Origin of the sequence: Mycobacterium kyogaense (genome assembly GCF_036946525.1) — a bacterium.
Taxonomy (GTDB): Bacteria; Actinomycetota; Actinomycetes; order Mycobacteriales; family Mycobacteriaceae; genus Mycobacterium; species Mycobacterium kyogaense_A.
Map to the genome: position 1 here is coordinate 35,329 of NZ_JAQIIY010000034.1, position 19,165 is coordinate 54,493.

15 protein-coding genes, 2 rRNA genes and 2 pseudogenes are annotated in these 19,165 nt (G+C 66.9%); all 19 read left to right on the plus strand.

Annotated features, from left to right (window positions below):
- Positions 1 to 254 precede the first annotated feature (254 nt).
- Positions 255 to 3,378 (plus strand): 23S ribosomal RNA (locus PGN37_RS24450).
- A 122-nt stretch (positions 3,379 to 3,500) separates the two neighbouring features.
- Positions 3,501 to 3,613 (plus strand): 5S ribosomal RNA (rrf, locus tag PGN37_RS24455).
- A 144-nt stretch (positions 3,614 to 3,757) separates the two neighbouring features.
- A complete protein-coding gene (locus PGN37_RS24460) occupies positions 3,758 to 4,567 on the plus strand; it encodes a tetratricopeptide repeat protein (RefSeq protein ID WP_335333583.1) in 810 nt (269 codons plus the stop codon).
- A gap of 1 nt (position 4,568) precedes the next feature.
- Positions 4,569 to 5,582, plus strand: coding sequence for an HAD-IIA family hydrolase (locus PGN37_RS24465; RefSeq protein WP_335333567.1), 1,014 nt, complete (start codon positions 4,569 to 4,571; stop codon positions 5,580 to 5,582).
- Between the two features lie 13 nt (positions 5,583 to 5,595).
- Positions 5,596 to 5,751 (plus strand): hypothetical protein, encoded by a 156-nt coding sequence (locus PGN37_RS24470; RefSeq protein WP_335333568.1) that lies wholly within the window; start codon positions 5,596 to 5,598, stop codon positions 5,749 to 5,751.
- Positions 5,752 to 5,756: 5 nt separating this feature from the next.
- Entirely contained in the window at positions 5,757 to 6,566 is an 810-nt protein-coding gene (locus PGN37_RS24475) for a TlyA family RNA methyltransferase (RefSeq protein ID WP_335333569.1), read from the plus strand.
- Positions 6,563 to 7,486 (plus strand): NAD kinase, encoded by a 924-nt coding sequence (locus PGN37_RS24480; protein ID WP_335333570.1) that lies wholly within the window; start codon positions 6,563 to 6,565, stop codon positions 7,484 to 7,486. Before PGN37_RS24475 ends, PGN37_RS24480 begins: the two co-directional genes overlap by 4 nt.
- On the plus strand, positions 7,486 to 9,261 hold the full coding sequence (gene recN, locus PGN37_RS24485) for a DNA repair protein RecN (protein WP_335333584.1): 1,776 nt from the start codon (positions 7,486 to 7,488) through the stop codon (positions 9,259 to 9,261). Before PGN37_RS24480 ends, recN begins: the two co-directional genes overlap by 1 nt.
- 91 nt (positions 9,262 to 9,352) lie before the next feature.
- Entirely contained in the window at positions 9,353 to 10,537 is a 1,185-nt protein-coding gene (gene steA, locus PGN37_RS24490) for a putative cytokinetic ring protein SteA (RefSeq protein WP_335333571.1), read from the plus strand.
- Positions 10,538 to 10,546: 9 nt separating this feature from the next.
- On the plus strand, positions 10,547 to 11,488 hold the full coding sequence (locus PGN37_RS24495; RefSeq protein ID WP_335333572.1) for a copper transporter: 942 nt from the start codon (positions 10,547 to 10,549) through the stop codon (positions 11,486 to 11,488).
- Positions 11,489 to 11,567: 79 nt separating this feature from the next.
- Positions 11,568 to 13,319 (plus strand): CTP synthase, encoded by a 1,752-nt coding sequence (locus PGN37_RS24500; RefSeq protein WP_335333585.1) that lies wholly within the window; start codon positions 11,568 to 11,570, stop codon positions 13,317 to 13,319.
- Entirely contained in the window at positions 13,312 to 13,944 is a 633-nt protein-coding gene (locus PGN37_RS24505; RefSeq protein ID WP_335333573.1) for an NUDIX hydrolase, read from the plus strand. The genes PGN37_RS24500 and PGN37_RS24505 overlap by 8 nt, the downstream gene beginning before the upstream one ends.
- Positions 13,941 to 14,900: a site-specific tyrosine recombinase XerD gene (gene xerD / locus PGN37_RS24510; protein ID WP_335333574.1), complete on the plus strand. Its 960-nt coding sequence runs from the start codon at positions 13,941 to 13,943 to the stop codon at positions 14,898 to 14,900. The genes PGN37_RS24505 and xerD overlap by 4 nt, the downstream gene beginning before the upstream one ends.
- Positions 14,901 to 14,993: 93 nt before the next feature.
- Positions 14,994 to 15,908 carry a ParA family protein gene (locus tag PGN37_RS24515; RefSeq protein WP_335333575.1) on the plus strand — a complete coding sequence of 305 codons (915 nt, stop codon included), beginning with the start codon at positions 14,994 to 14,996 and terminating at the stop codon, positions 15,906 to 15,908.
- A complete protein-coding gene (locus PGN37_RS24520) occupies positions 15,833 to 16,696 on the plus strand; it encodes a segregation/condensation protein A (RefSeq protein ID WP_442933012.1) in 864 nt (287 codons plus the stop codon). The genes PGN37_RS24515 and PGN37_RS24520 overlap by 76 nt, the downstream gene beginning before the upstream one ends.
- A 16-nt stretch (positions 16,697 to 16,712) precedes the next feature.
- On the plus strand, positions 16,713 to 17,474 hold the full coding sequence (scpB, locus tag PGN37_RS24525; protein ID WP_335333577.1) for an SMC-Scp complex subunit ScpB: 762 nt from the start codon (positions 16,713 to 16,715) through the stop codon (positions 17,472 to 17,474).
- Positions 17,475 to 17,476: 2 nt separating this feature from the next.
- A pseudogene (locus tag PGN37_RS24530) lies at positions 17,477 to 18,221 on the plus strand (pseudouridine synthase).
- A 53-nt stretch (positions 18,222 to 18,274) separates the two neighbouring features.
- Positions 18,275 to 18,902 (plus strand): annotated as a pseudogene (gene cmk, locus PGN37_RS24535) ((d)CMP kinase).
- On the plus strand, positions 18,899 to 19,165 hold a 267-nt coding region (locus tag PGN37_RS24540; RefSeq protein WP_335333578.1), incomplete at its 3' end, for a GTPase. The pseudogene cmk and the gene PGN37_RS24540, both read left to right, overlap by 4 nt.

The window sequence follows — 19,165 nt, forward strand, 5'->3', positions numbered from 1 at the left end:
GAGATCATCGGACACACTATTGGGCTTTGAGACAACAGCCCGTTGGTTCTCTGGCCACTGTGTGTGGTGAGAGGTGCTGTTGTTGCCCTGCTTTGGTGGTGGGGTGTGGTGTTTGATTTGTGGATAGTGGTTGCGAGCATCTGATCGCAGACAACTCTTGTGTGGGTTGTGTGGGGTCAGCATGTAATGCAAATTTTTCTGATACCCGCACACATGCGTGTGTGTGGGTGATGACTCATTTTTTTGGTTTTGTGTTGTAAGTGTTTAAGGGCGCATGGTGGATGCCTTGGCACTGAGAGCCGATGAAGGACGTGGGAGGCTGCGATATGCCTCGGGGAGCTGCCAACCGAGCGTGGATCCGAGGATGTCCGAATGGGGAAACCCAGCACGAGTGATGTCGTGTTACCCAGCGCTGAATATATAGGCGTTGGGGGGGAACGCGGGGAAGTGAAACATCTCAGTACCCGTAGGAAGAGAAAACAACAGTGATTCCGTGAGTAGTGGCGAGCGAAAGCGGAGGATGGCTAAACCGTGTGCATGTGATACCCGGCGGGGGTTGTGTGTGCGGTGTTGTGGGGCGTTTCTTCTTCTCTCCGCCGAGAGGAGCGAAAGTGATCAACCGTTGTGTTAGGTGAAGTGGTCTGGGATGGCCTGCCGGAGAGGGTGAGAGCCCCGTACCTGAAAACGTGACGGCTTTCGTGAAATGTTTTCCCCGAGTAGCAGCGGGCCCGTGGAATCTGCTGTGAATCTGCCGGGACCACCCGGTAAGCCTGAATACTTCTCAGTGACCGATAGCGGATTAGTACCGTGAGGGAATGGTGAAAAGTACCCCGGGAGGGGAGTGAAAGAGTACCTGAAACCGTGCGCTTACAATCCGTCAGAGCCCTCGACTTGTCGTGGGGTGATGGCGTGCCTTTTGAAGAATGAGCCTGCGAGTCAGGGACATGTCGCGAGGTTAACCCGGGTGGGGTAGCCGTAGCGAAAGCGAGTCTGAATAGGGCGTATCCACACAACAGTGTGTGGTGTAGTGGTGTGTTCTGGACCCGAAGCGGAGTGATCTACCCATGGCCAGGGTGAAGCGCGGGTAAGACCGCGTGGAGGCCCGAACCCACTTAGGTTGAAGACTGAGGGGATGAGTTGTGGGTAGGGGTGAAAGGCCAATCAAACTCCGTGATAGCTGGTTCTCCCCGAAATGCATTTAGGTGCAGCGTCGCAGTGTTCGTGTCGGAGGTAGAGCTACTGGATGGCCGATGGGCCTCACAAGGTTACTGACGTCAGCCAAACTCCGAATGCCGACACGGTGTAATGCGGCAGTGAGACGGCGGGGGATAAGCTCCGTGCGTCGAGAGGGAAACAGCCCAGATCGCCGGCTAAGGCCCCTAAGCGTGTGCTAAGTGGAAAAGGATGTGCAGTCGCGAAGACAACCAGGAGGTTGGCTTAGAAGCAGCCACCCTTGAAAGAGTGCGTAATAGCTCACTGGTCAAGTGATTGTGCGCCGATAATGTAGCGGGGCTCAAGCACACCGCCGAAGCCGCGGCAGCGTACGTCGTACGCTGGGTAGGGGAGCGTCCTGCATCCGGTGAAGCCGCCGAGTGATCGAGTGGTGGAGGGTGTGGGAGTGAGAATGCAGGCATGAGTAGCGATAAGGCAAGTGAGAACCTTGCCCGCCGAAAGACCAAGGGTTCCTGGGCCAGGCCAGTCCGCCCAGGGTGAGTCGGGACCTAAGGCGAGGCCGACAGGCGTAGTCGATGGACAACGGGTTGATATTCCCGTACCCGTGTGTGAGCGTCCCTGATGAATCACCGGTACTAACCGCCCAAAACCAGCATCACTGATCCCTTCGGGGTGACGGATTCTGGGGCTGCGCGGGACCTTCGGTGGTAGTAGTCAAGCGATGGGGTGACGCAGGAAGGTAGCCGTACCAGTCAGTGGTAATACTGGGGCAAGCCTGTAGGGAGAACGATAGGCAAATCCGTCGTTCACATATCCTGAGAGGTGATGCATAGCCGAGTGAGGCGAATTCGGTGATCCTATGCTGTCGAGAAAAGCCTCTAGCGAGCGCACACACGGCCCGTACCCCAAACCAACACAGGTGGTCAGGTAGAGAATACCAAGGCGTACGAGTGAACTATGGTTAAGGAACTCGGCAAAATGCCCCCGTAACTTCGGGAGAAGGGGGACCCCCATACCGTCAACACCCTTGCGGTGGGCAGCGGGAGGGGGTGGCACAAACCAGTGAGAAGCGACTGTTTACTAAAAACACAGGTCCGTGCGAAGTCGCAAGACGATGTATACGGACTGACGCCTGCCCGGTGCTGGAAGGTTAAGAGGACCTGTTAACCCGTAAGGGTGAAGCGGAGAATTTAAGCCCCAGTAAACGGCGGTGGTAACTATAACCATCCTAAGGTAGCGAAATTCCTTGTCGGGTAAGTTCCGACCTGCACGAATGGCGTAACGACTTCTCAACTGTCTCAACCATAGACTCGGCGAAATTGCATTACGAGTAAAGATGCTCGTTACGCGCGGCAGGACGAAAAGACCCCGGGACCTTCACTACAACTTGGTATTGGTGCTCGATACGGTTTGTGTAGGATAGGTGGGAGACTGTGAAGCGGTCACGCCAGTGATTGTGGAGTCGTTGTTGAAATACCACTCTGATCGTATTGGGCCTCTAACCTCGAACCGTATATCCGGTTCAGGGACAGTGCCTGGTGGGTAGTTTAACTGGGGCGGTTGCCTCCTAAAAAGTAACGGAGGCGCCCAAAGGTTCCCTCAACCTGGACGGCAATCAGGTGTTGAGTGTAAGTGCACAAGGGAGCTTGACTGCGAGACATACATGTCGAGCAGGGACGAAAGTCGGGACTAGTGATCCGGCACCTCTGAGTGGAAGGGGTGTCGCTCAACGGATAAAAGGTACCCCGGGGATAACAGGCTGATCTTCCCCAAGAGTCCATATCGACGGGATGGTTTGGCACCTCGATGTCGGCTCGTCGCATCCTGGGGCTGGAGCAGGTCCCAAGGGTTGGGCTGTTCGCCCATTAAAGCGGCACGCGAGCTGGGTTTAGAACGTCGTGAGACAGTTCGGTCTCTATCCGCCGCGCGCGTCAGAAGCTTGAGGAAATCTGTCCCTAGTACGAGAGGACCGGGACGGACGAACCTCTGGTCCACCAGTTGTCCCACCAGGGGCACCGCTGGATAGCCACGTTCGGACAGGATAACCGCTGAAAGCATCTAAGCGGGAAACCCCCTCCAAGACCAGGCTTCTCACCCATTTCAGTGGGATAAGGCCCCCCGCAGACCACGGGATCGATAGACCAGACCTACACACCCAGCAATGGGTTCAGGGAACTGGCACTAACCGGCCGAAAACTTACAACAACAACAAAACCTCGCAACCACACCACACACGGTCAAACAACAACGACCACACCCCACCATCAAAAAACAGGGGCTATAAACTTCCCCACCACGGGGATCACTCAAAAACGAGTGAATACAGTTACGGCGGCCATAGCGGCAGGGAAACGCCCGGACCCATCCCGAACCCGGAAGCTAAGCCTACCAGCGCCGATGATACTACCCACCCGGGTGGAAAAGTAGGACACCGCCGAACACACATTGGAATCGCCCCCCACTTTTGTGGGGGGCGATTTCCTATTTCCGCGACATATTCCGACACCATTAATTGCTCTGACAATTTGCGCAATTGTGGTGTCATCGGCGGTGCCCGTATCCTTTTGTCGTGCCCGAAGAGAATATGGCCGGCCGCGGTGACCGCCGGCCCCACCGCGGCGGTCCGTCCGGTAGCAGGCAGGGTCCGCGCCGCGATCAGCGCTCGGCCCCCCGCACCTCGGGCCCCAACCGCGCTCGTTCCGCTCAACCCCGCACGCAGGACGATACGAAGCCGGCAGGACCGCCGATCCCTCCAGAGATCGAGGCCCGTCAACTCGCTCCCGAGATCCGCGGAGAACTCACGACATTGGATCGGGCGACCGCCGATGCCGTCGCCCGACATCTGGTGGCCGCCGGTGAGCTGCTCGAGGAGGATCCTGAGGCGGCCCTCGAGCATGCCCGGGCCGCGCGTGCCCGCTCGGGACGCATCGCTGCCGTGCGTGAGGCCGTCGGCATCGCCGCCTACGCCTGCGGCGACTGGGCGCAAGCGCTCTCCGAGCTCCGAGCGGCCCGCCGAATGGGCAGTCGCTCACCACTTCTCGCGATGATCGCCGACTGCGAACGGGGCGTCGGCCGTCCCGAGCGCGCGATCGAATTGGCACGCAGTCCCGAGGCGGCGCAATTGACCGGCGATGACGCCGACGAATTGCGCATCGTCGTGGCCGGCGCCCGTTCCGATCTCGGCCAGCACGAGCAGGCCCTCGCCGTGCTGTCGTCGCCGCAACTGGATCCGGCCCGTACCGGCCAGACGGCGGCCCGACTGTTCTACGTCTACGCGGACACGCTCTTGGCTCTCGATCGCCCGGACGAGGCCCTGCAATGGTTCCTCAAGGCCGCCGCCGCCGATGCCGAAGGTGTCACCGACGCCGAAGAGCGGATCACGGAACTGTCCTGACGTGAAAACTCTTGCGCACCTTCATGACTGTTTCCTGCTCGACCTCGACGGCACCGTCTTTCGAGGGCACGAGCCGACACCCGGTGCAGTCGACACCCTCGCCTCGCTGCAAGCCCGCACGCTGTTCGTGACCAACAACGCCTCGCGCAGTGCCGACCAGGTCGCCGAACACCTGCGCGACATCGGCTTCACCGCAGCCCCCGACGACGTCGTGACAAGCGCTCAGACAGCCGCGCGGATGCTGGCCGAGCAGCTGCCGAGCCAGGCGAAAGTCCTCGTCGTCGGTACTGATTCGCTCGCCGACGAGGTGCGGGCGGTCGGATTGCAACCGGTACGCCAGTTCGACGACGATCCCGTCGCCGTCGTCCAAGGCCACTCGCAGGAGACCGCATGGTCCGATCTCGCCGAGGCGGGACTCGCCGTTCGGGCGGGTGCGCTGTGGATCGCCGCCAACGTCGACAAGACACTGCCGTCAGAACGCGGCCTGCTGCCCGGCAACGGCTCGATGGTCGCCGCGCTGCGTGCGGCCACCGATCAGGAACCCCAGGTGGCCGGTAAGCCGGCGCCTGCCCTGATGGCAGATGCGTTGGCGCGTGGCGACTTCGACACGCCTTTGGTGGTGGGGGACCGGCTCGACACCGACATCGAAGGAGCGCGCGCTTCGGGTCTGCCCAGCTTGATGGTGCTCTCCGGTGTCAACGATGCCGCCGACGCGATCTTCGCGGTGGCCGATCAGCGGCCGGACATGATCGCCGAGGACCTTCGTGCGTTGACCGCTGACGCCGACAGCCTGCGGGTCGGTCCCCATCCCGCGTGGCGCGTGGACTGCAGCGACCACATCAGTGTCGCCTCCACCGGCGAGGATCCCGGCGACGCGCTGTCCATCGTGCGTGCGATCGCGGCGGCGGTCTGGGCGGCCGGGCGCGAGCCTGGGCGCGCGACGATCGTCGCGGCCGACGACGCGGCGCGCGAAGCGGCGCAGCGGTGGTCGCTGCTCGACCCCGCCATCGACTAGCGTGGCACCCGTCATGAGTACCGAACCCGACCAGATCCGCGCCCAGGTCGCTGACCTTCTCGGAGAGCCGACCGAACCCACCGACGCTGATCTGGACTCCGTCGGCGCCCGCCTGGAGGAGGCGCACGACCTGTTGGTGCGCGCGCTGGAATCGGTCGAGAAAGGCTGATCCCCGTGACGCGGCGCGCTCGTGTGGACGCCGAGCTGGTTCGGCGTGGGCTGGCTCGCTCGCGCCAGCAGGCGGCCGAAATGATCGGCGCCGGCCGGGTGAGCGTGGACGGCATGCGGGCCGCGAAGCCGGCGACAGCGATCGCGACGACCGCACATCTCACGGTCGACGATGCCGACGAGCCCAGCTGGGTGTCGCGGGGAGCGCACAAACTTATCGGAGCGCTCGACGCGTTCGGGGTGGCGGTGCAGGGCCGGCGCTGTCTGGATGCGGGTGCGTCCACAGGAGGGTTCACCGAAGTCCTGCTGAGCCGCGAGGCGCGGGAGGTCGTCGCGGTCGACGTCGGTTACGGGCAGCTCGCGTGGTCGTTGCGCACCGACGACCGGGTGACGGTGATGGAGCGGACCAACGTGCGAGAGCTGACCGCCGAAGCCATCGGCGGGCCTGTCGAACTGATCGTTGCCGACCTGTCCTTCATCGCGCTGTCGACCGTGCTCCCGGCGCTGACTGCGTGCGCGTCGGCGGCCGCAGATATCGTTCCCATGGTGAAGCCGCAGTTCGAGGTCGGCAAGGACCGGGTGGGCGCCGGTGGCGTGGTCTCCGACCCGCTGCTGCGCATCGACGCGGTCCGCTCGGTCGCCGCGACCGCGCAGACGCTGGGCTGGCGCAGCGTCGCCGTCACGGCCAGCCCGCTGCCCGGTCCGGCCGGCAACGTCGAGTACTTCCTGCATCTACGCGCCGACACGACGGATGCCCTGACGGGTGACGCGCTCGAGACCGCGATCCGCCGCGCCGTCGAGGAAGGTCCGCAATGACAGCCCAACGCACCGTCCTGCTGGTGGTGCACACCGGACGCGACGACGCCGTCGACGTCGCGCGGCGGGTGGCAAAGGTGTTCGGCGACAACGGGATAGCGCTACGCGTGCTCTCCGCCGAAGCTGTGGACCGCGGGTCGCCGCAGAGCCGCTCGACGGACATGGCCGCGCTCGGCGTCGACGTCACGGTCGTCGACGCCGATCAGCGCGCCGCCGAGGGATGCGAACTCGTTCTCGTGCTCGGCGGGGACGGTACGTTCCTGCGTGCCGCAGAGCTGGCCCGCAACGTGGAGATACCGGTGCTCGGCGTGAACCTCGGCAAGATCGGCTTCCTCGCCGAGGCCGAAGCCGACTCGATCGACACCGTGCTCGACCACATCGTCCGCCGCGACTACCGCGTCGAGGAGCGGATGACGCTCGACGTGACCGTGTGGTCGGGCGGGGAACTGCTCGACCGCGGCTGGGCGCTCAACGAGGCCAGCTTGGAGAAGGGGCCTCGGCTGGGCGTGCTCGGCGTGGTGCTCGAAGTGGACGGCCGGCCGGTGTCCGCGTTCGGGTGCGACGGAGTGCTGGTGTCGAGTCCGACCGGCTCCACCGCCTACGCGTTCTCCGCCGGTGGCCCGGTGCTGTGGCCCGACTTGGAGGCGATCATCGTCGTGCCGAACAACGCGCACGCATTGTTCGCCCGCCCGATGGTGACCAGTCCGCACGCCTTGATCGCCATCGAGATCGAGGCGGGCGGCCACGATGCGACGGTGTTCTGCGACGGGCGCCGCGAGATGGTGCTGCCGGCAGGCAGTCGTCTCGAGGTGACCCGCTGCGGCACTCCGCTGAAGTGGGTGCGGCTGGACAGCGCACCGTTCACCGACCGGCTGGTGCGTAAGTTCCGGTTGCCGGTCACGGGGTGGCGCGGACAGTAGTGCTAGGCGAGATTCGGATCGAGTCGCTCGGCGCGATCAGCGCCGCGACCGCGGAGTTCGACGGTGGGTTGACCGTGCTCACCGGGGAGACGGGCGCCGGCAAGACCATGGTGGTGACGGGCCTGCATCTGCTCGGGGGTGCGCGAGCAGATCCGGCCCGGGTGCGCTCGGGCTCGGCCAAGGCGGTGGTCGAGGGCCGGTTCGTCACCGCCGACATCGGCGCGGACGCGGTCGCCCGGGTCGAGGACATCCTCGATTCCTCGGGCGCCGACCGAGACGACGACGGCAGCGTGATCGCGGCCCGTTCCGTGAGCCGCGAAGGCCCGTCGCGCGCGTATCTGGGTGGCCGCAGCGTGCCCGCCAAATCGCTCAGCGAGTTCACCGGTGAGCTGCTGACGCTGCACGGCCAGAATGACCAGCTGCGCCTGATGCGCCCGGACCAGCAACGCGCTGCCCTGGACCGCTACGCCGGCGTCACCGACAAGTTGCAGCGCTATCGGACCGCCCGCGACGAGTGGCTGGCCGCGCGCACCGATCTCGAGGAGCGCCGCCGCAGCGCCCGCGAACTGGCGCAGGAGGCGGACCGCCTGCAGTTCGGCATCGATGAGATCGATGCGGTCGCGCCGCAGCCGGGTGAAGACGAGTCGCTGGTGTCCGACATCCGACGCCTGTCCGAGCTCGACGCGTTGCGCGAAGCGGTGCACACAGCCCGTTCGGCGCTCTCGGGCGAGAGCGAGCCGGGCGGTGACGGCGTGTCCGCACTCGACACGATCGGGCAGGCGCGCTCGGCGCTCGAGCACACCGATGACGCCGCGCTGAAGGCGCTCGCCGGTCAACTCGACGGGGCCCTGACCGTCGTCGTGGACGTCGCTGCCGAACTCGGTCAGTTTCTGTCCGAACTACCCACTGACGCAAGTGCTTTGGAGACGAAGCTGGGGCGCCAGGCCGAGCTGCGCTCGCTGACTCGCAAGTACGCTCCCGACGTCGACGGCGTGCTGGACTGGGCGGCCACGGCCCGTGAGCGGCTCGCCCAGCTCGACGTCTCCGAGGAGGCGATGGCCGGTCTCGCGCGTCGTGTCGACGAGCTCGCCGGGGCCGTCGCCGCTGCTGCGGCGGACGTGACCAAGGCTCGGGTCAAGGCCGCCAAGGGGCTGGCCAAGGCCGTCACCACCGAACTCGGTGGACTCGCGATGGCCGGCGCGCAGTTCACCATCGCGGTCGGTCCGCTGCCGGCCCGCCCCGATGACAGCGCTCCGCTGACGCTGGCATCCGGGGATGTCGTGCACGCCGGGCGCGACGGTGTCGACGCGGTGGAATTCGGGTTTGCCGCGCACAGCGGGTCGGACATCCTGCCGCTGCACAAGAGCGCATCGGGCGGGGAGCTGTCGCGCGTGATGCTCGCCCTCGAGGTGGTGCTCGCCGCGTCCACGGAGGGCACCACGATGGTGTTCGACGAAGTCGATGCGGGGGTGGGCGGGCGCGCGGCCGTGCAGATCGGCCGCCGGCTTGCCCGTTTGGCCCGCACCCACCAGGTGATCGTCGTGACCCACCTGCCCCAGGTCGCCGCCTACGCCGACGTGCACCTGGTCATCGAGGGTCAGGCCGCTGCGACCTCCACGCGGGCCAAGACCAGCGGCGTGCGCCGGCTCGACGAGGACGACCGGGTCGCTGAACTGGCCAGGATGCTGGCCGGTCTCGGGGAGTCCGACAGCGGCCGAGCGCATGCGCGCGAGCTGCTCGAAGCGGCTCGGCAGGAGCGTGACGCGCCCACCTAGCGTGTGACTGGTGTGAAAAGAACATACTTCTGGGGCTGATGTTACGGCGCGCCTCCGACAGATCTCGGGCGTTGCTGGCCAGAATCCCCCCATGAAGATGTCAGCGCTGCTCTCCCGAAACGCCAGTACACGGCCGGGCATCACCGGCACCGCCCGTGTGGACCGCGACATCGACCGACTCCTGCGCCGGGTGACGCCCGGCGACATCGTCGTCATCGACGTGCAGGACCTCGACCGCGTCACGGCCGACGCTCTGGTCGAGGCGAACATCGCCGCCGTGGTCAACGCGTCGTCGTCGATCTCGGGGCGCTACCCCAACCTCGGACCCGAGGTGCTCGTCGCCAACGGCATCACCCTCGTCGACGACACCGGCCAGGAGCTCTTCAAGAAGGTCAAGGACGGCGCTCGGATCCGCATCAACGAAGGCGGTGTCTACTCCGGTGACCGCCGGCTGATCCTCGGCACCGAACGCACCGACGCCGACATCCACGAGCTGATGCAGGAAGCCAAGGGCGGGCTGGTCGCGCATCTGGAGGCCTTCGCCGGCAACTCCATCGAGTTCATCCGCAGCGAGAGCCCGCTGCTCATCGACGGCATCGGCATCCCCGACATCGACGTCGACGTCAATCGCCGGCACGTCGTGGTGGTCGCCGAGGAGGACCACGCCGCGGCCGATCTGAAGGCGCTCAAACCGTTCATCAAGGAGTACCAGCCGGTGCTCGTCGGGGTCGGAACCGGCGCCGACATCCTGCGTAAGGCGGGCTACCGGCCGGCGCTGATCGTGGGCGACCCGGACAAGATCAGCACCGAGGCGCTGCGCAGCGGTGCGCAGGTGGTGCTGCCCGCCGACGCCGACGGGCATGCCGCCGGACTGGAGCGCATCCAGGATCTCGGTGTCGGAGCGATGACGTTCCCGGCCGCGGGATCGGCGGCCGACCTGGCGCTGCTGCTCTGCGATCACCACGGGGCGTCGCTGATCGTCACCGTCGGCCACACCGCCAGCATCGAGGAGTTCTTCGATCGCACGCGGCAGCGCAGCAACCCGTCGACCTTCCTGACCCGGCTCAAGGTGGGGGAGAAGCTCGTCGACGCGAAAGCCGTTGCGACGCTGTACCGCAGCCGCGTCTCCGGCGGGGCGATCGCGCTGCTGGTGCTGGCGATGCTGATCGCCGTGATCGCCGCGCTGTGGGTGTCGCGTGCCGACGCTGCCGTGCTCGAATGGATCACCCACACGTGGAACCAGTTCCTGCTGTGGGTCCAGGGTCTGGTCTCCTAGGGCACCGCCATGATCTCGCTGCGTTCGCACGCCATCTCGCTGGCTGCCGTGTTCCTCGCGCTGGCCATCGGCATCGCCCTGGGCTCCGGGCTGCTCTCCAATACCGTGCTGTCGGGCCTGCGCGACGACAAGGCGCAGATGCAGACCGAGATCGACACGCTCACCAACGATCGCAACGCACTCAACGAAAAGCTCAGCGCCGCAGGTGACTTCGACGCTCAGATGGCGCCGCGGATCCTGCGCGGGAGCTTGGCCGACAAGTCGGTGGTGCTGTTCCGCACCCCGGACGCAGCCGACGACGACGTCGACGCCGTGGCTCGGCTCGTCGGTGAGGCGGGCGGCACTGTCAGCGGCACCGTCGCGTTGACCCAGGAGTTCGTCGACGCGAACTCCGCCGAGAAGCTGCTGTCGGTGGTGAACTCGCCGATCGTGCCGGCCGGCACGCAACTGAGCACCACGACCGTCGACCAGGGCTCCCAAGCCGGCGATCTGCTCGGCATCACGCTACTGGCCAACAAGGACCCCAAGGCTCCGCCCGTCAATGACGACCAGCGCGACACGGTGCTGTCGGCGCTGCGCGACACCGGGTTCATCACCTACGGCACCGAGCGCATCGGAGTGGCCGACACCGCGGTCGTCGTCACCGGCGGCGGCCTCGGTGACGACGCCGGCAACCAGGGCGCTACGACGGCCCGCTTCGCCGCCGGTCTGGCCACCCACGGCGCGGGCGTCGTGCTCGCCGGCCGCGACGGGGCCGCCTCCGGCACCTCGGCTGTCGCCGTCGCACGCTCCGACAACGCGCTCACCAGCGCGCTGAGCACCGTCGACGACGTCGACCGCGAATCCGGTCGGATCACCACCGTGCTCGCGGTGAGCGCGCTGGCCAACAACGGCAAGCCGGGTCAGTACGGCACCGGGCAGGGCGCGACCGCGGTCACCCTCGCGCAGTAGACCCGTCCTCCCGCGTGTCAGTGACGCCGAGTCGCAGTCGCTGTTAGGGTGGAGTTCCGTGCCAGGCCAAACGAAGCCGTTGCGCAAGCATCCGCAGACCGCCACCAAACATCTCTTCGTGACCGGTGGGGTGGTGTCCTCTCTCGGTAAGGGTCTGACGGCGTCCAGCCTCGGTCAGCTCCTCACCGCGCGCGGTCTGCAGGTGACCATGCAGAAGCTGGATCCGTACCTGAACGTCGATCCGGGCACGATGAACCCGTTCCAGCACGGTGAGGTGTTCGTCACCGAGGACGGCGCCGAGACCGACCTGGACGTCGGCCACTACGAACGCTTCCTGGATCGCAACCTGAGTGGCTACGCCAATGTGACCACAGGCCAGGTGTATTCGTCGGTCATCGCCAAGGAGCGCCGCGGCGAGTACCTGGGCGACACCGTGCAGGTCATTCCGCACATCACCGACGAGATCAAGAACCGGGTGCTGGCCATGGCCGAGCCCGACGCCGACGGGAACCGTCCCGACGTGGTGATCACCGAGGTCGGCGGCACAGTCGGCGACATCGAGTCGCTGCCGTTCCTGGAGGCCGCGCGGCAGGTGCGCCACGAGGTGGGCCGGGAGAACTGCTTCTTCCTGCACTGCTCGCTGATCCCCTACATGGCGCCGTCGGGGGAACTGAAGACCAAGCCGACGCAGCACTCGGTCGCGGCGCTGCGCAGCATCGGCATCCAGCCCGACGCGCTGATCCTGCGCTGCGACCGCGACGTCCCGGAAGGGCTGAAGAACAAGATCGCGCTGATGTGCGACGTCGACATCGACGGCTGCATCTCGACCCCCGATGCGCCGTCGATCTACGACATCCCCAAGGTGCTGCACCGCGAGGAGCTCGACGCCTACGTGGTGCGCCGGCTGAATCTGCCGTTCCGCGACGTGGATTGGACGCAATGGAACGACCTGCTGCGCCGCGTGCACGAACCACGTGAGACCGTGCGGATCGCGCTGGTGGGTAAGTACATCGACCTCTCCGATGCCTACCTCTCGGTCGCCGAAGCGCTGCGTGCGGGCGGCTTCGCCCATCACGCCCGGGTCGAGATGCGCTGGGTGCCCTCCGACGACTGCGAGTCCGACGCCGGTGCCGCCGCGGCCCTGGCCGATGTCGACGGGGTGCTGATCCCCGGTGGTTTCGGTATCCGCGGGATCGAAGGCAAGATCGGCGCGATCCGCTACGCCCGCCGGCGTGGCCTGCCCGTGCTGGGCCTGTGCCTGGGCCTGCAGTGCATCGTGATCGAGGCGGCGCGATCGGTGGGCCTGACCGAGGCGAGCTCGGCCGAGTTCGACCCCGACACCCCCGATCCGGTGATCTCGACGATGGCCGATCAGCAGGAGATCGTCGCCGGCGAGGCGGACCTCGGCGGCACCATGCGCCTGGGTGCCTACCCCGCGGTGCTCACCCCGGATTCGCTTGTCGCGCAGGCTTATCAGGCGACCGAGGTGTCCGAGCGTCACCGGCACCGCTACGAGGTCAACAACGCCTACCGCGCGCAGATCGCCGAGAGCGGCCTGCGATTCTCGGGCACCTCGCCCGACGGGCACCTGGTCGAGTTCGTCGAATACGACCCCGAGGTGCATCCGTTCCTGGTCGGCACACAGGCCCACCCGGAGCTCAAGAGCCGGCCTACCCGGCCGCATCCGCTGTTCACCGCGTTCGTCGGCGCATCGCTGGACTACAACAACGCCGAACGGCTGCCCGTCGATATTCCCGACATTCCGGAGGCGCCCGAGCGGGAGACCAACGGCGCCAAGCATTCTCTGGAAGACGCGCCCGCCCGTGGCTGACGAGGCCGGCACCCACGACTTCTCGGTCGCCTCCTCGGAAACCCTCTACGTCGGCAACATCTTCGCGCTGCGCGCCGACGAGGTGCGGATGCCCGGTGGGTCGACGGCGAGACGCGAGATCGTCGAGCACTACGGCGCGGTCGCCGTGGTCGCCCTCGACGACGAGGGTCGCGTCGTCCTCGTCTACCAGTACCGGCACCCGTTCGGCCGCCGGCTGTGGGAGCTGCCCGCCGGTCTGCTGGACATGAGTGGCGAACCGCCGCACGAGTCCGCGGCGCGGGAACTCGCAGAGGAAGCCGGACTGGCTGCCGACACCTGGCACACGCTGGTCGACCTCGACACCGCCGCAGGGTTCAGCGACGAGAGCGTGCGGGTGTTCCTGGCGACCGGGCTGCGCGAGGTCGGCCGCCCGGAGGCCGAACACGAAGAAGCCGACCTGACCGTCGAGCGTGTCGCGCTCGAAGACGCCGTCGCCAGGGTGTACTCGGGGGAGATCGTGAATTCGATCGCCGTCGCCGGCATCCTGGCCGCGCACGCGATGCCCGGCATCGATGCGCTCCGCGCCGTCGACGCGCCCTGGACCGACAGGCCCAGGGCGTTCGCACGGCGGAAGGGACACGCGTGACCCAGACGTTCTCGTCTGTCGGCTCCACCCTCGAGGTCCAGATTCAGGGCTACCTCGACCACCTGGCGATCGAACGCGGCGCCGCCGCGAACACGCTGAGCTCCTACCGCCGCGACCTGCGCCGCTACGTCGAGCATCTGTTCTCCCGCGGCGTCACTGATGTCGCCGACGCCACCGAACCCGACGTCAGCGAGTTCCTCGTCATGCTGCGTCAGGGGGATCCCGACAACGGCGTGCCGGCGCTGTCGGCGGTCTCGGCGGCGCGCGCGTTGATCGCAGTGCGCGGCCTGCACCGCTTCGCCGCCGCCGAGGGGATCGCCACGGCCGACGTCGCGCGGGAGGTCAAACCGCCCACGCCGAGCCGGCGCCTGCCCAAGAGCCTGACGCTGGACGACGTCCTGGCGCTGCTGGACGCCGCCGGCGGGGACAGCGACGCCGACGGGCCGCTGACACTGCGCAACCGGGCCCTGCTGGAGCTGCTGTACTCGACCGGGGCGCGCATTTCTGAAGCCGTCGGTCTGGACATCGACGACATCGACCTGCACGCCCGTTCGGTGCTGCTCCACGGCAAGGGCGGCAAGCAGCGCCTCATCCCGATCGGCCGGCCCGCGGTCGCCGCGCTGGACGCCTACCTGGTGCGGGCCCGGCCGGAGCTGGCCCGCCGCGGTCGCGGCACCCCGGGGATCTTCCTCAACGCCCGCGGCGGGCGACTGTCGCGGCAGAGCGCATGGCAGGTGCTCCAGGACGCCGCCGACCGCGCCGGCATCACCGCGGCGGTCTCACCGCACGTGCTGCGGCACTCGTTCGCCACCCACCTGCTCGACGGCGGCGCCGACGTGCGCGTCGTGCAGGAGCTACTCGGCCACGCGTCGGTGACCACGACGCAGATCTACACCATGGTCACGGTCAACACGCTGCGCGAGGTGTGGGCCGGTGCGCACCCGAGGGCGCGCTAGCGTGCGGGTCTGCCTCGCCGGCGCGCCATCTCCCGTTAAACTCGTCGCGATGTCCGCCATGCCCGAAGGATGCCTGACCAGCGACGGTCCGGCATGACCGACGACACCGGCGGGTCCATCCCAAGCCAGGAACCCACACCGGACCCGGTACCCGAGCCCGAGCCCGCTCCCACCCCCGGGTTGACCGGCCGGCTGCCCCGCGAGATCCCCGAACCGGCGCCGCGGACCTCGCACGGTCCGGCGACGGTGATCGCGATGTGCAACCAGAAGGGCGGGGTCGGCAAGACCACGTCGACGATCAACCTGGGCGCCGCGCTGGCCGAATACGGTCGCCGGGTGCTGCTGGTCGACCTCGACCCGCAGGGCGCGCTGTCGGCCGGGCTGGGCGTCCCGCACTACGAGCTGGACAACACGGTCTACAACCTCCTGGTCGAGCCCAGGGTGTCGATCGACCAGGTGCTGATGACCACGCGGGTGCCGGGGTTGGACCTCGTGCCCAGCAACATCGACCTCTCCGCCGCCGAGATCCAGTTGGTCAACGAGGTCGGCCGGGAGCAATCGCTGGCGCGGGCGCTCTACCCGGTGCTCGACCGCTACGACTACGTGCTGATCGACTGCCAGCCGTCGCTGGGCCTGCTCACCGTCAACGGGTTGGCGTGCAGCGACGGAGTGGTGATTCCCACCGAGTGCGAGTACTTCTCGCTCCGCGGTCTGGCGCTGCTCACCGACACCGTCGAGAAGGTGCACGACCGGCTCAATCCCAAGCTCGACATCAGCGGAATCCTGATCACCCGCTACGACCCCCGCACCGTCAACTCCCGCGAAGTGATGGCCCGGGTCGTCGAACGCTTCGGTGACCTCGTGTTCGACACCGTGATCACCCGCACAGTGCGCTTCCCCGAGACCAGTGTGGCCGGCGAGCCGATCACCACATGGGCGCCCAAATCGGCTGGGGCAGAGGCGTATCGCGCGTTGGCCCGCGAGGTCATCCACCGGTTCGGCGCGTGAGCGAGGCGGCCGGGTTCCAGGTTCGACTGAGCAACTTCGAGGGTCCGTTCGACCTGCTGCTGCAGCTGATCTTCGCGCACCGGCTCGATGTCACCGAGGTGGCGCTGCACCAGGTCACCGACGAGTTCATCGCCTACACCAAGGAGATCGGCAGCAAGCTCGGCCTCGACGAGACGACATCCTTTCTGGTGGTCGCCGCGACACTGCTCGACCTGAAGGCCGCCCGGCTGCTGCCCGCAGGCGATGTGCACGACGAGGACGACCTGGCGCTGCTGGAGGTGCGGGATCTGCTGTTCGCGCGGCTGCTGCAGTACCGCGCGTTCAAGCATGTCGCGGAGATGTTCGCCGAGCTGGAGTCCGCGGCGCTGCGCAGCTATCCGCGGGCCGTCGCGCTGGAAGACCGCTTCGCCGATCTGCTGCCCGAGGTGATGCTCGGCGTGGACGCGGCGCGCTTCGCCGAGATCGCGGCCGCGGCCTTCACCCCCCGACCGGTGCCGTCGGTCGGTCTGGACCATCTGCATCAGGTCCCCGTCTCGGTACCCGAACAAGCCGCCAACCTGATGTCCCTGCTGCAAGACCGGGGGATCGGCCAGTGGGCGTCGTTCTCCGACCTGGTGGCCGATTGCCAGATGCCGATGGAGATCGTCGGGCGCTTCCTGGCGCTGCTCGAGTTGTTTCGCGCCCGGGCGGTAACATTCGACCAGTCAGAACCGCTGGGAGTGCTCCAGATTTCCTGGACAGGGGAGCGGCCGAGCAGTGAGCAGTTGGCGACCGCGGACGCCGAATAGCGCGGAACTAGAGAAGATGCCTGAGAATTTTTCGCCGGACACCGAGCCGGAGACCGAGCCTGATGCTGAGCATGTCGAGGCGGACCTCGACGACGCGGTGCTCGATGATGCCGAGCCGGATGACGCCGTGCTCGATGATGGGATGCTCGACGCGGTGCTCGAAGCACTGCTGCTCGTCGTCGACACCCCTGTGCCCATCGACGCGCTCGCGACGGCCACCGAGGTCCCGGAGGCCCGCATCGCCGAGCGGTTGCAGGTCCTCGCCGACGGCTTCGCGGCCCGGGGGAGCGGCATCGATCTTCGGGAAGCCGGAGGTGGGTGGCGGATGTACACACGCTCCCGCTATGCGCCGTACGTGGAGAAGCTGCTGCTCGACGGCGCCCGCGCGCGGCTGACCCGCGCCGCGCTGGAGACCCTGGCTGTGATCGCCTACCGCCAGCCGGTGACGCGTGCCCGGGTGAGCGCGGTGCGCGGCGTCAACGTCGACGCGGTGATCCGCACGCTGATCGCGCGCGGTCTGATCACAGAGGCCGGTACAGATCCCGATTCCGGTGCGGTCACCTTCGCCACCACCGAGCTGTTCCTCGAACGCCTCGGGCTGTCGTCGCTGACCGATCTGCCCGACATCGCACCGCTGCTGCCCAATGTCGACGTGATCGACGACATCAGCGAAAACCTCGACGAGGAGCCACGTTTCATGAAACTCAACGGGGCTGCTGGGTCCCCACCAGGATCCCAGGCGGACGCCGCGATCGACGTCGACGCGGAACGGGAGTGACGATGAGCGACGACGAGGGCGTACGCCTGCAGAAAGTGTTGTCCCAAGCGGGAATCGCGTCCCGGCGGGTGGCCGAGAAGATGATCCGCGACGGACGGGTCGAGGTTGACGGCATCATCGTCACCGAACTCGGTACCCGGGTGGATCCCCAGAATTCGACGATCCGGGTCGACGGCGCGCGCATCGCGGTCGACGAGGACCGGGTGTACCTGGCGATCAACAAACCGCGCGGCATGCATTCGACCATGTCCGACGATCGTGGCCGGCCCTGCGTGGGAGACCTCGTCGAGCACCGGGTCCGCGGCACCAAGAGCCTCTTCCACGTCGGCAGGCTCGACGCCGACACCGAAGGTCTGTTGCTGCTCACCAACGACGGTGAACTCGCCCACCGGCTCATGCACCCGTCGTTCGAGGTGCCCAAGACCTACCTGGCCACCGTGATGGGCAGCGTCCCCCGCGGACTGGGCAAGAAGCTGCGTGCCGGTGTCGAATTGGACGACGGACCGGTGCAGGTGGACGACTTCGCCGTCGTCGACACCGTGCCGGGCCGGTCTCTGGTGAAAGTGACGCTGCACGAGGGGCCGTAAGCACATCGTGCGACGGCTGCTGGCTGACGTCGGCTTCCCGGTCCAGGAACTCGTCCGCACCGACATCGGCGCGGTGACGCTCGGCGAGCAACGACCGGGCAGCATCCGGGTGTTGACGCAGAAGGAGATCGGCGACCTGTACAAGGCGGTGGGATTGTGACCCGGTCGGTGGTGATCGCGATCGACGGTCCGGCGGGAACCGGAAAGTCAACCGTGGCAAGAGGTTTGGCGACAGCGCTGCGTGCCCGCTATTTGGACACCGGAGCGATGTACCGCATCGTCACGCTGAGCGCGCTGCGCCAGGCAGTCGACCTCGACGACCCGGCGGCGATCGCGGCCGCAGTGCTCGACATCGACATGGCCGTCGGGCACGACCCCGCCGAGGACCGGTCCTTCCTGGCCGGCGAGGACGTTTCGGCGAGATCCGCGGAGACGCGGTGACCAAAGCGGTGTCCGCGGTGTCGGCGGTGCCCGATGTTCGCAGCCGCCTGGTCGCGCTGCAGCGCGACCCTCGCCGACGGCGCGGGTCCCGTCGTCGTCGAAGGGCGCGACATCGGCACCGTCGTGCTGCCCGATGCCGACGTCAAGATCTTCCTCACCGCCTCCGCCGAGGAACGAGCGCGCCGGCGCAACGACCAGAACGTCGCGTCGGACTGCCGACGACTACGACGCGGTCCTCGCCGATGTCCGTCGCCGCGACCACCTCGACTCCACCCGGGCGGTGTCGCCGCTGCGGGCCGCCGACGACGCGCTGGTGGTCGACACCAGCGACATGACCCAGGACCAGGTGATCGGCCATCTGACCGCACTGGTCGAACAGAAAGCCGGTGCGATCAGATGAGTGACGGAGACGGCGTCTGGTTCGACGAAGGCGACTGGGAGGTCGGCAGCGAGGACATCAGCGAGGCGATCGAGGAGGCCTCGGCCCCGCCGCCGGTGCTGGCCGTCGTCGGCCGGCCCAACGTCGGCAAGTCCACACTGGTCAACCGCATCCTCGGCCGCCGCGAGGCCGTCGTGCAGGACATCCCCGGCGTCACGCGCGACCGCGTCTCCTACGACGCGGCGTGGTCGGGCCGGCGCTTCGTGGTGCAGGACACCGGCGGG

Bases quoted from the DNA above. Each gene is read 5' to 3' on its own strand.
- PGN37_RS24460 (WP_335333583.1), top strand. From the start codon at position 3,758: ATGGCCGGCCGCGGTGACCGCCGGCCCCACCGCGGCGGTCCGTCCGGT.
- PGN37_RS24470 (WP_335333568.1), top strand. From the start codon at position 5,596: ATGAGTACCGAACCCGACCAGATCCGCGCCCAGGTCGCTGACCTTCTC.
- PGN37_RS24480 (WP_335333570.1), top strand. From the start codon at position 6,563: ATGACAGCCCAACGCACCGTCCTGCTGGTGGTGCACACCGGACGCGAC.
- steA (WP_335333571.1), top strand. From the start codon at position 9,353: ATGAAGATGTCAGCGCTGCTCTCCCGAAACGCCAGTACACGGCCGGGC.
- PGN37_RS24495 (WP_335333572.1), top strand. From the start codon at position 10,547: ATGATCTCGCTGCGTTCGCACGCCATCTCGCTGGCTGCCGTGTTCCTC.
- PGN37_RS24515 (WP_335333575.1), top strand. From the start codon at position 14,994: ATGACCGACGACACCGGCGGGTCCATCCCAAGCCAGGAACCCACACCG.
- PGN37_RS24520 (WP_442933012.1), top strand. From the start codon at position 15,833: ATGGGCGCCCAAATCGGCTGGGGCAGAGGCGTATCGCGCGTTGGCCCG.
- scpB (WP_335333577.1), top strand. From the start codon at position 16,713: ATGCCTGAGAATTTTTCGCCGGACACCGAGCCGGAGACCGAGCCTGAT.